Below are 12,950 nucleotides of genomic sequence, written 5' to 3' on the forward strand. Positions count from 1 at the left end.
GACGAGATCCAGAGAGGCGGAGCGGTGCGAGGTAGCGCGGAATGGCGCTCGGGACTGCTGATGGCCGTGGCCGCGCCGGTCGCGGGGCTGGCGCTGGCGGTCGTGACGAAGATCGTGGCGGCCGACCCTCCGAGCTGGCTCGACAACTGGGCGGGCGGCCTCCTACAGGTGGTCGCGGTGCTGGCCGCGCTGGCGCTCGTCCTGTTCACCGGCCTGTACTTCCACCAGGTGATCGTCTTCCTGGGGTCGTCGCTCGCGCTCGGCATCGCCCTGTTCTCCGCCATGGACGCGGTCGACGCGCGGGTGCTCGCCGAACGCGGGCAGACGACGCCGTGCACGATCGTCCGCGTCGACATGCGGCAGGAGACCCACACGTCCACCAACGCCGACGGCACGACGAGCACGACCACCTCCACCTCCTACGACCACTCGCTGACCTGCGCGCAGCGGCAGGTCACCTCCATGACCACCGACTCCCCGGCGGGGAAGGCGGGCGAGCGGATCACGGTCGCCTTCGACCCGCAGGGACGGATCAAACCCAAGCCCGCAGACGTCGCCTTCGACTACACCGGCGCGCTCTGGAGGTGCTTTGTGGGGAGCGTGGTGGGCATCGGGCTGCGGGTGTTCTACGTCGCCCGGAGAACGCGCCGCCGGCGAGGGGTCAACCGGCCCGGTTGAGGGTCAGTTGTCGGGCTCTTCGGCCAGGCACGCCTCGAACACGGCGGTCAGGCGCCGCACGTCGGCGGGGGTGGCCTCGATCGGGCCGATGAGGCGGCGTATCAGGCCGACGCCCAGGAACACGGCCGTCGCCATCCGGGCGCGGGCCGCCACGTCGGGCCCGTCGAGCTGCTCTGACAGCTTCGCCACCACGGTGCTGTGCAGGCGCTCGCGCACCAGCGCCCGGATCTCCGGGTCGCCCGCCGAGCGTTCGACGGAGCGCAGGATCGGGCTCTCCGGGTCGGCGTGCATGCGGGCCGCCGCGTACTCGGCGAGCCTGTGCACCAGCCCTTCCGGGTCGCCGTCGATCACCTGGAGGACGGTGGGCTCGCCTGCCAGGACGGCGCCGAACAGCCCGGCCTTCGAGCCGAAGTAGCGGCCCACCAGGGCGATGTTGGCGTCGGCCGCAGCCGCGATCTGCCGGACCGTCACCTGCTCGTAGCCGTGCTCGGCGAACAGGGCGCGGGCCGCCGACAGCAGGCGCTGCCTGGTGGCTTCACGGTCGCGCGGGCGCGCGTCCTTCACCGGGGCTTCCATGTCTCGCATGGTACTCAGCGATACCTACTTGCCGCGCGGCTAGTAAACGAGCGTATACTCGTCCCAGTTAGACGCGTATGAAAGGGATGTGGTGTCTTGGTAGCCCAGGCACAGGCCGCACCCCCCACGAAACGGACCTACACCCACCGCGAAATTCTCGAGGTCATGTCCGGGCTGATGCTCGCCATGCTGACCTCGATGATCTCGACCTCCGTGGTGGGAACTGCGCTGCCGACGATCGTGGGAGAGCTGGGCGGCCAAGACCAGTACTCATGGGTGGCCTCGGCCACCATGTTGACCATGACGGTGTCGACACCGTTGTGGGGCAAGCTCTCCGACCTCTTCGGCCGGAAGCTGCTCTTCCAGACCGCCCTCGGACTGTTCGTCGCCGCCTCGCTCGTCGCCGGCCTCTCGCAGGACATGGGGCAGCTCATCGCGGCGCGCGCCGTGCAGGGGCTGGGCGTCGGCGGCCTGTCGGCCCTCGCCCAGGTGATCCTCGGCGACATCGTCTCCCCCAGGGAGCGGGGCCGCTACTCCGGCTACATGGGCGCGGTCTTCGGCATCTCCACCGTGGCCGGGCCGCTGCTCGGCGGCTTCATCGTCGACACCGACTGGCTCGGCTGGCGCTGGTGCTTCTACGTGGTCGTGCCGTTCGCGGTGATCTCGTTCGTGGTGATCCAGAAGGTGCTGAAGCTGCCCAAGGTCAAGCGCAGCACCTCGATCGACATCTGGGGCGCGACGACCATCACGGCCAGCGCGAGCGCCCTGATGCTGCTGCTGACGCTGGGCGGCCAGGAGTTCGAGTGGAACTCCTTCTGGACGTACGCGCTGGGCGCGCTCACCCTGCTCATGCTGGCCCTGGCCGTGCTCGCGGAGCGCACCGCGCGCAACCCGATCCTGCCGCCGCGGCTGTTCAGGAACCGCACGTTCGTGCTCACCGGCCTCGCCTCGCTCTTCGTCGGCATGGCGATGTTCGGCGCGATGATCTACCTGCCGCAGTACCTGCAGATCGTCAAGGGGCTGAGCCCGACCCTGTCGGGACTCATGACCCTGCCCATGGTGGTCGCGCTGTTCCTCGCGGGCGTGATCTCCGGGAAGATCGTCACGAACACCGGCAAGTGGAAGATCTTCCCCGTCGCGGGCCTGCTGATCGTGGCCGTCGGGCTGTTCATGCTGTCGCGGCTGCACGTCGACTCCAGCGAGTGGCTCATCGGGTTCGACGTGGCCGTGCTGGGCGTCGGGCTCGGCCTGTCCATGCAGATGCTGATCCTCGCCGCGCAGAACGGGTCCGAGCTGCGTGACATGGCGTCCACCACGTCCGGCGTCTCCTTCTTCCGGTCGCTGGGCGGCGCCGTCGGCGTGGCCGCGTTCGGCGCCATCCTCACCAACCGCCTCAAGGACGAGATGGCCTCGATGCTGGCGGCCGCGCACATCGCGCTGCCCGGCGGCTCGTCCCCCAAGCTGGGCAGCCCCGGCGCGATCCAGCACCTCCCCGAGCCCATCAAGCACATCGTGCTCGAGTCCTTCACCCGCGGGCTGGAGACGGTCTTCCTGGTCGGCGTGCCGATCGCGCTGCTCGGATTCGTCGCGACGCTGTTCCTCAAGGAGCTCCCGCTGCGCGGGTCCGCGCCCGCCCCGGCCGGCCCGAAGCCGCTCGGCAAGGACGACGTCGTCCTGGCCGGGCTGCTGCTCGAACTCATCGCGCAACGCGTCGAGCGGGCCAACGGCCAGCCGTCCGCGCTGCTCACCGCGGTCGCCAGGATGGCCCCGCCGGACGACCGGTCCGAGCGGGAGCGAGCCAGGGCGGTCGCGAGGACCGTGCTGCGTCCCACCTCACGGGCCCTGATCGCCCAGGCCGCACCAGCACAGAAAGACCTCGTAACAGGAGGAGTCTCCCAATGATTCGCAAGTTCGTGGGCACTGTCGCTGCCGCGCTCGCGCTGATAGCCGGGCTGTGGCTGATGATCGCCCCGTTCGCCCTGGGCACCCAGCCCGAGAACGCCGACTGGACGGACCCCACCATCTCCGAGTTCTTCACCGGGCTCGGCGTCGCCGTCGTCGGGCTCGTCGGCGTGGCGGCCTTCGTCGCGGCCATCCATGAGGAACTCGTCGCGCGGGGCCTCGTCACCGTCCGGGAGCGTCGTCCCGAGCCGGAGCCCGAGCCCGCGCCCGCCGCGCCGCAGGTGTCGTCCGCCGAGCTGGCCGGCCTGCTCGCCCCGCTCGTCGAGGCGCTGCGCGAGGACCTGAACAACAACGCCGCCCGGACAGGCGAGCACCGCCAGAACGGCACGGCCCCCCTGGTGGGAGTGGAGGACAACCGATGAAGGCCAAGCTGGGCGTCTCAGCCCTCGTCCTGCTGTTCCTTGGCGGCCTGTGGCTGGTCGCGGCGCCGTTCGCGGTCGGCTACCAGCCCCGCGGCGCGGCGTACGCCGACGCGACCGTCAACGACCTGTGGGTCGGCGGCGGGCTCGCCGCCGTCTCGTTCGCGGCACTCGTGGCCTACGCGGCCGACGCGCTTCGTGAGCTCGCCGGCCGCGGTAAGCACTCCGACAGCTGACCCGCGAGACATGCCGTGTTCAGCGGTAGCACCGACCCCAGATGGGAACCACTGGCAGTTCCCAGCGGGCAGTTCGAGATCGGCAAGGACGGCGCCGGTCTCCTAGTGGTCGGCTACGACGGATCGGGCCCGAGCCGCAACGCCCTCGCGTACGCGGCCGGGCTCGCCCGCCGCGACAACGCCTCGCTGCTCGTCGCCTTCGTCGAGACGCTCACCAGCGCCACGCTCTGGTTCTACGCCGGGGCGCCGATCATCCCCGACTCGGCCGCCGACCTGTCGGACGACCTGCGAACCGAGCTGAGCGGGGTGGGCGTGCCGTGGCGGTTCGTCAGCATGCGCGGCGACACCGCGAGAGAGCTGGAAACGCTCGCCGCCGCCACCAGGGCCGACGCCATCGTGGTCGGCAGATCACGCTCCCTGTGGCGGACGTTCGGCGGCTCGGTGGCCGTCGGACTGGCCAAGCGCGCCCAGCGAACCGTGCTGATAGTGCCCTGACCGGTTCGCCCGCACCCGCCGAACCGCGCCGAAAGTGCCCTGACCTGGTGAGATGTCGCATATGGTGGCGAGATGAAGCTTGCTGCCGTCTTCGCCATGATGGCGCTCGCGCCGATCGCGTGCGCCGAGCAGGGGCCGGTCGCGCAGTCGGCGCAGAGCCCGACCCCTCCGCCGACCACCGCCGCCTCCCCGGCCACCCCCTCACCCACGCCCACCAGGACCGGCCCACCCCCATTCACCGCCAAGGTCACCCGGATCTCCCGTGACCGCCTGCCCTACTCCTGGCGTCCGGGCTGCCCGGTCTCGTACCAGGACCTGCGGCTGGTCACCATGACGTACTGGGGCTTCGACAACAAGGCGCACACCGGCGAACTGGTGGTCAACAAGACCGTCACCGACGACATCGTGACGGCCTTCGGCAAGCTGTACGCTCAGCGCTACCCCATCAAGCAGATGCGCCTCGTGGACGTCTATAAGGGCGACGACTACGACTCCATCGACGCCGACAACACCTCCGCCTTCAACTGCCGCCAGGCGACCGGCTCCAGCCACTGGTCCAACCACGCGTACGGGAAGGCGGTGGACATCAACCCGCTGGAGAACCCGTACGTCACCGCGGACGGCGGCACCGCGCACGCGAACGCCAAGAAGTTCACGAAACGGCCCATGAAGGGCAAGGCCGTGATCAACCCCGGCGACAAGGTCGTCCGCACGTTCGCCCAGGTCGGCTGGGAGTGGGGCGGCGCCTGGGCCGGCACCAAGGACTTCCAGCACTTCAGCAAGGGCGGCGGCTGACCCCTGGGCCGATGTAACGATGATGGCCCTGACCTGCGGTTCGCCCACTCACCGGCTCTCAACGTTTCCGGGCTTCTCACACCCTCATGTGCCCTCGTTGTGCCCAGCCCTCGCAGATCTGGGTGATCTCCGACGCCCTGCCTGCCCATCTGAGGAAACATGTCGACCAGGAGTCTGAGCAGGGGTTACGGTTGCGACTGGCTCTCGTCGTTTCTCGCTGCTCTCGGCCATCCCACGGAACAGTGACGGAACAGAGCAGGAGGTTGCCTCATGGCGATCCCGAAGAAGGGTTCGCGGTTCATCACCGTCGACGGCACTAGATTCCGCTGGCACGTCCGTCGTAAGCCCACGTACTGCCAGGGGAACAGCTGGGGCCCGATGACGTACGTGGTGGAACCAGCCGACGCGTCGGGTCGCGTACTCCTGGTCTCACTTCCCTGTTCACGGCCGGACGTCTGGTCGGGAGAGCGGACGATCACCATACGGCCGACACTCGTGACGGCGACCATACGCATGGCGCTTGATCGCGGCTGGGATCCGCGGCAAGCAGGCAACGCCTTCCACCTCCAACTCACCGATGGTGACCTGACCGACTTGATGAACGGTCCGCCTGCATACGCCATCCCTTTCATGCGGAGATAACTTCCCGCAACCCGATGGGCGAAGCGAGCGATCGTCACAGCCCCGACTGACGGCATCGCGTCCCGCGCCAGTGCCGCGTGAGCGCCAACTTGCAAACGGGAGCCGGTCACCACGTGCCGGGTTCCTGGCCCTTTCAGATGGTGGATACCGACCGGGGGCGTGTGATCCCGTAAGGCGGCGTTGCTGTACAACATTCGTTCAACGTGTTGTACCGCTGTTGATCGGCGCCGACCTTTCGGCGTCTCAGCCGTCGGCTGACGGGTACCGGCATGCCGCAAGGTCGTCGGCGAGGTCCCTCACGGTGAGATCGGCGTTCAGCTCGGTGACCACCGCCTGCGTCAGCGGGCGAAGGGCGTAGATGTGCCCCACCGCATCGAGGTTCGCGGGAACTTCGTAGTAGTCCTCGGTGAACCGCCGGAACGCCTCTGGAGACGGATCGACGAGCCGCGCGAACAGGTATGCCGCTCCATCGGGGTCGCTCACGCCGTCCGGGTAGCCGATCTCGCCTACCTGCCAACGCTCATCACCGGTTTCGCGCCACAGGCAAGCGGTCACGATCGGCATGCCGTCCTCGGCGCAGAACGCTGGCTCCTGCACGCAGTGGCGGAACACCTCGGGGACGGAGTCGAGCACCCCCGGCCACGGCCCGTCGTTGCCGTATGGGCTCATCACCGCCTCGTAGAAGAAGCCGCGGATACTCGCGACGGACAGAGCAAGCGGAGTGTGATCCAAATCACATATCTAAATGCGACAGGGAAAGCGGTTGCCGTGACAGCGCGGTTGACCAGGGAACATGATCGCGGTTGTTGGCTGGCCATGACTGTTCGCATTGGGAAAGCAACCTTCCCGGCGTTGACCGATCTTTGATCGGCGCTCATAGTCCCCATTGATCATCCTTATGTCCGCTTTAGGCGCTTGGAGGCCTCGATACCCGAGGTCTGCGTCAGCGTGCCTAGAAGGGGTGCGGTATGCAGGTTCGGCATATGCGGATGTGGTTAGTGACGCTCGTGGCCGTCTTAGTGGCTTCCCTCCTGGTGTCCGGACTGGGTGTCCCGGAACCACTGATAACACCGGCATCCGCGGCCGGACCGGATCCGGAACGGTCGGTTGACGGGCAACCACCCCCGCACAAGAAGACCGTGAAGGGCGCCGAGGAGACCTCCCCAAAGGTGACCACCTCCAAGCCGACCTGGCCCAAGCCAGGCGGCGCCGTGGTGAACCTGCCCCAGGAGGGCAAGGTGGTTAGCGTCGGGTCCCTTCCAGTGCGGGTCGGTGCGGTCAAGGGCGGTTCGCCTGGCAAGGTCAAGGTGGAGACGCTGGCCCCGGAGGCGGTCCGCACGCTGGGCGGGGTCGGCCTGGCCGCGCAGCTCGTGCGAGCCGATGACGTTGGTACGGCGGGTGCGGTGCGGGTGGAGTTCGCCTACGCCGCCTTCCGCGATGCCTACGGCGGCAACTGGGCCAGTCGGCTGCAGCTGTTGCGCCTTCCCGCCTGTGCCCTGCAAAGCCCCCGCGCGCGCGAATGTGTCGTCCGGCCGACCGTGGTCAAGGCCGTCAACGATGTCAAGGCCGGAACGCTGACGGCCGAAGTGGAGGCGTCGCCCGCCAACGCGACACAGCCTCAGCCCAAGCCGTTCACACGTGGCAAGGATGCCAAGGCCAACGCGCTCCAGGCCGCGGACGCCGCTCAGGCGGCGCAGCTGGCCGCCGGATCGGTGTACCTCCTGGCGGGCGGGTTGACCGGTTCGGACGGTAACTGGGGCGCCACCGATCTGAAGCCGTCAGGGACCTGGCAGGCCGGGACCTCCGGCGGTGGGTTCAATTACGATCTGCCGCTGCCCGAGGCGCCAGTGGTCGCCGGGGACGGGCCGGATCTGGCGCTTTCCTACGACGCCTCCTCCGTGGACGGGCAGGGCGACTGGACCAACAACCAGTCCACCGCCGTGGGCATGGGCTGGGAGCTGAGCGCGGGCTTCGTGGAGCGGCGCTACCGCCGCTGCTACGCAGACAACTACTACGACCCGAACACCTCCGAGCTGATCTGGACCGCGGAGGAGAAGGGCATCGGCGGGCGCGCGCTCTGCTGGGAGTCGCCCGATTCCACCGATCCGGCGGGATCGGAACTGGTGTTGAACGTGAGCGGCAGGTCGGCTCAGATCGTCAAGGACGCCACCTCGGGAACGTGGAAGACGGTTCCGGACTTCGGCTGGCGGATCGAGCAGGTCGCCGGTGGCGCGGACGGCCAGCCGTACTGGAAGGTCACCAATCAGCAGGGACAGGTGTGGCGGTTCGGCTTCACCAAGGACGCCCAGTGGCAGGTGCCCTACATCGGCAACGACGCGGGGGAGCCCTGCTTCGCCAAGTACCAGAACAACGACATCCCGCCGACGTGTACCGGGGTGTGGCGGTGGAATCTCGATCAGGAAGTCGACCGCAACGAGAACGTCGTCGACTACAGCTACGCCTCTGAGACCAACTACTTCTGCCTGCCCTCGTGCGCGCACGAGCTGTACAAGGTGCTTCCGTACAACAGCGGCGGCGTGCTGGCCCAGGTCCGCTGGGGCCACAACAGCCAGATCAGCGGGAGCGTGCCTACCGCGCGCACCACGTTCACCACAGTGGACCGAGAAGTGGCCGACTGGCCCACGGACTTCCGCTGCACCCAGGCCCAAGGCTGCGCGAACGACAAGATCGCGTTCTACGGCACGAAGAAGCTGACCTCGGTACTGGCCGAGTCGTTCAATCCCTCCACCAACGGTTGGGACCAGGTCGACCGGGTGGATCTGAAGCAGTCCTGGATCTATCAGCGCACCGATTTCGGCCCGCCACGCGACCCCGCTTTGTGGTTGGACACGGTGCAGGAGACGGGCTTGGCCGGCTCGCCGGTCAAGTTGCCGCCGCAGGATTTTGACGCGGTGATGCTGGCCGGAGCGATGGATTACACCAACAACTCCGACTGGCCTGACCAGCTGTCGTGGCGGATGGTGCCGCGCATATCCTCCATCGCCAACGGCATGGGAGGCCGCGTCGAGATCACCTACGCCCAGAACGATCCGTGTGGCGGTGGCAAGGGCCGGGACGGCTCCAACTACTTCACCGACAAGACCGGCGACTGCTACGACAAGGACAAGGGCAGTGAGCCCGAATCCGGCTACGAATCCTGGACCCGCTACTTCAAGCAACTGACGACCAAGGTCGTCGAGCGGGATATGGTGGGCGGCTCGCCCGACATGGTGCACGCCTACCAATACCTCGGCGCTCCCTTATGGCTCACTCCGCCCCAGGTCGTCGAGCCCGGCAAGGCACCCGAGAAGTCCGACTGGCGCGGGTACGGCGCAGTCCGCACGGTTGAGGGGTCCGGTAGCGACGCGTCGGCCTACACCGTGCGCACCACCACGTTCTTCCGCGGCGGCGGGGGACAGGTCACCGACTTCGACGGCAACACTGTCAACGACGCGGCGCTACTGCAGGGAAACGTGCTACAGGAGCAGGCGTGGAAGATGACCGCGCTCTCCCCGCGCGCCTATACCGAGATCTCGTCGACGCGGTACGAGTACACCATCCAAACCTCCGGCAACGGACCTGGCACCAACGATCCCGCATTCATCCTGAAGACTCGGGAGCGTTCGCGCGAGCTGGTGACCGGCGGAGCATGGCGATACACCGACACCAGGACCGCCTACAACTCCGACGGCCTCCCCATCAAGATCAACGATTACGGCCAGGACGGCGTCAGCACCGACAACAGCTGCGTTTCCACCACCTACGCCCGTAATACCGATCCCGGCCAGTACCTGGTCGCCTTCCCTTCAGTGGTGGAGAAGCGCGCCGGCGACGACTGCACCGCCGGTGCCCTCATCGGTAAGACGGTCACCCTGTACGACCAGGGATCAGACCCGGCCACCAACAAACCCAGCGACGGCAACACCACGGAGAACCGGTCCTACACGGACGCCTCCACCTTCTCCGCAACGAAGGCGTCCTTCGACGGATACGGCAGGCCGCTGACCACCACCGACCCGCTCGGTAAGACCACCAGGACGACGTACACTCCGGCGATCGGCTGGCCCAAGGACGGCATCGCCACGACCAACCCGCTCGGCCAGGTTGCCACCGCCAAACGGTCCCACCTGAATGGCGCCGTCGTCTCGTCCACGGACGCCAACGGCAAGGTCACCGAATCGGACTACGACGCGCTGGGCCGTACCACCGCGCTGTGGCGGCCGGGACAACCCCGCAGCGGCGGCACTCCCAGCGCGACCGTCACCTACGACATCCCCTGGGACGGCAATCTGGGCCAGCCCAACGCGACGGCCAAGACGACGACGAAGCGGTTACTGGCCGGGACCGGATCCTCCGCCGAGTGGACCAGCACCGTTGGATACGAGGACGGGCTCGGTCGCAACCGTGAGGTACAGACCGCCTCTCCCTCGGGTGGCCGGATCGTTGCCGTCACCGCCTATGACGCCCGCGGTCTGAAGCTCGCGGCTTCCGGGCCGGTCTACAACAGTGGTGTGCCGGGCAGCAACCTGCTCAATCCGGCGTTGACCGACCTCCCGCAGTGGACCAAGACCCTGTACGACGATCAGAAGCGCCCGGTCGCGGCCATCTCTTACCACCTGGGCACCGAGCTTCGCCGGACCACCACGGCCTACCCGGGCATGGACAGGACCGAAGTCGCCCCGCCGACGGGGGGCAAGACCGCCACCGTCACCGACGCCTTCGACCGCAAGGTCAAGGTCGAGGAGTGGGTGGATGCCAGCAGTCACAACGACACGAGCTACGGCTACGACCTCAACGGCAACATGACCACGATGACGGACGCCAACAGCAACGTCCGCACCAACACCTACGACTGGCTCGGCCATCCCGCCACCGCCTCCGATCCCGACGCCGGCAAGTCCAGTTACGGCTACGACGCAGCCGGACGCCTGGCCTGGAGCATCGACGGCAAGGGCCAGAAGGTCTCGCACAGCTACGACGACCTCGGGAGACCCACGCTCCTGTGGTCCGGTGACGCCGACACCGGCGTCAAGCTCGCCGAATGGACCTACGACGCCGTCGCCCAGGGACAGCCCGCCGCCTCGACCCGCTATGTCGACGGGCAGGCCTACACCGACGCCGTTACCGGCTACGACAGCGACTACCACGTCACCGCCAGAAAGGTCACCATTCCCACCAGCGAGGGGGACCTGGCCGGAGAGTACGCCTTCACCTCCAGCTACGACGCGGCCGGGAATCTGCGTGAACAGACCCTGCCGGCCGCCGGCGGCCTGCCCGCTGAGAAGCTCACCCACAGCTTCACGGCGCTCGGCCTCGTCAAGGGCCTGACATCAGACCTGGGCAGCGGTTTCACCTACCTCAAGGACACCACCTTCACGTCCACGGGTCAGCTCGCGACCCGTCTCCTGGGCGCCGCAGGCCAGGTCAAGCGCAGCCTGGAGCGCGACCCGGCCACCGAATGGCTGGCGCGACTCACCACCCAGACCAAGGCCGACACCACTAGCCCACAGACCGTTCAGGACGACCGCTACAGCTATGACACCGCAGGGCAGGTCAGCCGAGTCCGGGACGCCACCTCCGCCCTATCCGGCAGCAGCGACGGCCAGTCGGAATGCTTCAGCTACGACGCCCTGCGTCACTTGAAGACGGCCTACACCACCACGGCCAGTTCCTGCGCTGGCCAGGGAGACGGCCAGGGCGTCGACCCCTACCAGCAGTCCTACGGCTACGACAAGGTCGGAAACCTCACCAGCCTGACCGACAACGGCCAGACCGCTACCTACACCTATCCCACAGCCGGGGCCGTTCGCCCGAACGGTGTCACCTCCATCACGCGCCCCGGCGGCACCGACAGCTACGCCTACGACGACAACGGACAGCTCACCACCCGCACCGTTGCGGGCAAGCAGTCCACCTTCGACTGGAACGAACTCGGCCAGCTTGCCTCGGCTACGGTCGACGGTAAGAAGACCTCGATGATCTACGGCGCCGATGGCAACCGCCTCGTTAGGCGTGATCCCGACGGCAGCAGCACCCTCTACCTGGGCAGCACCGAACTCAAGCTCTCCGCCGGACAGATCACCGCAAAGCGGTACTATACGAGTGCGGACGGCGCCCAGATCGCCCTACGCGAGGCGAGCGGCGTGACCTGGCTGCTGTCCGGTTCACACAACAGCGCCCAACTCGCGATCAACGACGCCAGCGGCGCCGTGGGCCGCCAGCGCTACCTGCCGTACGGCCAGCGCCGCGGTGGTGACCAGCTGCCCTTCACCGACCGCGGCTTCCTCGGCAAGGTCGAAGATGGCGCCACCGGCCTGGACTACCTCGGCTCCCGCTACTACGACCCCGCCATCGCCAGATTCGTCTCCACCGACCCCGAACTCGACCCGCGAACGCCTGAATGGGCCAATCCGTACTCCTACGCGGGCAACAACCCCATCGGGATGTCGGACCCGAGCGGTCTTCGAACCAATCCCTGCGGCGAAACACTCGCCACGCCGTGCGACGACAAGCCCGCGGGATACGAGTACTCCAACGAACTCCTCCTCAAGCTGGACCCGGTTCAGAAGGAAAGCCCGGTCGAGTACTTCTCGGTGCATCCGCACTGGTCACCAACGGACTATGGACGTCCGTACGGCGTCGGCAAGGCGAAGACGCGGGACTGGTGGGTCAAGCAGCAGCTGAAGGCGCTCGCCGTCGGCGCGGTCTTCAAGAAGTGGCCCATTTCGGCCTACCTGCTCAGCCACTGGCTGGACAACACGGGTCAGGCCGTTCGGGTCAGCGTGGAGGCGTTGATCAAGCTCAGCGCCACGCTCGCGAAGAACATCGAGAAATTCCTGAAGAAACACGAAGGGGATATAGTCTTCGATTCCGGCTGGCGTAGCACGAGATTCAACGAGAAGGAGAGCCTGGATCTGTACTACGCCTTTAACGGATATCAGTACCGGATCCATGGATACTCGTTCACCAAGAACGGAAAGACCTATCAGGCGTACACTGTGGAGTTCTACAAGCGATACAACTTCGGAAACAGTCGCGAGAATCGTGGCCCGGGTCCTGTGTTCGACACGCCCCAGCCTGCGATCTCGAATCTACACACGGTCGGACTGGCTCGGGACTTCGATGTCTACGGCTCGATGCGGTCGACCCGCGCCACGCCGAACGTAAAACCGAAGGATATCGACTGGCCGGGACCGGGCTAGGCCCA

9 protein-coding genes are annotated in these 12,950 nt (G+C 67.3%); 7 read left to right on the top strand and 2 right to left on the bottom strand.

The window, feature by feature from the left end:
* The first annotated feature begins 24 nt into the window (after positions 1-24).
* The gene (locus ABZ297_RS14155) at positions 25-678 is read left to right on the top strand and encodes a hypothetical protein (protein WP_355344651.1); all 654 of its coding nucleotides are present in this window, start codon (positions 25-27) and stop codon (positions 676-678) included.
* A 3-nt stretch (positions 679-681) separates the two neighbouring features.
* On the opposite strand, the gene ABZ297_RS14160 is transcribed toward ABZ297_RS14155, so the two are convergent.
* Positions 682-1,254 carry a TetR family transcriptional regulator gene (locus ABZ297_RS14160; RefSeq protein WP_355344654.1) on the bottom strand — a complete coding sequence of 191 codons (573 nt, stop codon included), beginning with the start codon at positions 1,252-1,254 and terminating at the stop codon, positions 682-684.
* A gap of 165 nt (positions 1,255-1,419) precedes the next feature.
* Between ABZ297_RS14160 and ABZ297_RS14165 the strand changes: the two genes are divergently transcribed.
* The 5 genes from ABZ297_RS14165 to ABZ297_RS14185 all read left to right on the top strand — a co-directional run bounded on the left by ABZ297_RS14165 (position 1,420) and on the right by ABZ297_RS14185 (position 5,101).
* Positions 1,420-3,156 carry an MDR family MFS transporter gene (locus tag ABZ297_RS14165; protein ID WP_355344657.1) on the top strand — a complete coding sequence of 579 codons (1,737 nt, stop codon included), beginning with the start codon at positions 1,420-1,422 and terminating at the stop codon, positions 3,154-3,156.
* Positions 3,153-3,578, top strand: coding sequence for a hypothetical protein (locus ABZ297_RS14170; protein WP_355344660.1), 426 nt, complete (start codon positions 3,153-3,155; stop codon positions 3,576-3,578). Before ABZ297_RS14165 ends, ABZ297_RS14170 begins: the two co-directional genes overlap by 4 nt.
* Positions 3,575-3,811 (top strand): hypothetical protein, encoded by a 237-nt coding sequence (locus tag ABZ297_RS14175; RefSeq protein WP_350809830.1) that lies wholly within the window; start codon positions 3,575-3,577, stop codon positions 3,809-3,811. The genes ABZ297_RS14170 and ABZ297_RS14175 overlap by 4 nt, the downstream gene beginning before the upstream one ends.
* 15 nt (positions 3,812-3,826) lie before the next feature.
* Positions 3,827-4,306: a universal stress protein gene (locus ABZ297_RS14180; protein ID WP_355344663.1), complete on the top strand. Its 480-nt coding sequence runs from the start codon at positions 3,827-3,829 to the stop codon at positions 4,304-4,306.
* A gap of 72 nt (positions 4,307-4,378) precedes the next feature.
* Positions 4,379-5,101, top strand: coding sequence for a M15 family metallopeptidase (locus tag ABZ297_RS14185; protein ID WP_355344666.1), 723 nt, complete (start codon positions 4,379-4,381; stop codon positions 5,099-5,101).
* Between the two features lie 885 nt (positions 5,102-5,986).
* On the opposite strand, the gene ABZ297_RS14190 is transcribed toward ABZ297_RS14185, so the two are convergent.
* The gene (locus ABZ297_RS14190; protein WP_355344669.1) at positions 5,987-6,475 is read right to left on the bottom strand and encodes a hypothetical protein; all 489 of its coding nucleotides are present in this window, start codon (positions 6,473-6,475) and stop codon (positions 5,987-5,989) included.
* A gap of 437 nt (positions 6,476-6,912) precedes the next feature.
* Here ABZ297_RS14190 and ABZ297_RS14195 point away from each other — a divergent pair, with 437 nt between their 5' ends.
* The gene (locus tag ABZ297_RS14195) at positions 6,913-12,945 is read left to right on the top strand and encodes an RHS repeat-associated core domain-containing protein (RefSeq protein ID WP_355344672.1); all 6,033 of its coding nucleotides are present in this window, start codon (positions 6,913-6,915) and stop codon (positions 12,943-12,945) included.
* Positions 12,946-12,950: the final 5 nt, after the last annotated feature.

The organism is Nonomuraea sp. NPDC005983 (genome assembly GCF_040614375.1).
Lineage (GTDB): Bacteria > Actinomycetota > Actinomycetes > Streptosporangiales > Streptosporangiaceae > Nonomuraea.

Excerpts from the sequence above, each read along its gene's own strand:
- ABZ297_RS14165 (WP_355344657.1), top strand. The coding sequence starts at position 1,420 with ATGTCCGGGCTGATGCTCGCCATGCTGACCTCGATGATCTCGACCTCC.
- ABZ297_RS14160 (WP_355344654.1), bottom strand. The coding sequence starts at position 1,254 with ATGGAAGCCCCGGTGAAGGACGCGCGCCCGCGCGACCGTGAAGCCACC.
- ABZ297_RS14185 (WP_355344666.1), top strand. The coding sequence starts at position 4,379 with ATGAAGCTTGCTGCCGTCTTCGCCATGATGGCGCTCGCGCCGATCGCG.
- ABZ297_RS14170 (WP_355344660.1), top strand. The coding sequence starts at position 3,153 with ATGATTCGCAAGTTCGTGGGCACTGTCGCTGCCGCGCTCGCGCTGATA.
- ABZ297_RS14175 (WP_350809830.1), top strand. The coding sequence starts at position 3,575 with ATGAAGGCCAAGCTGGGCGTCTCAGCCCTCGTCCTGCTGTTCCTTGGC.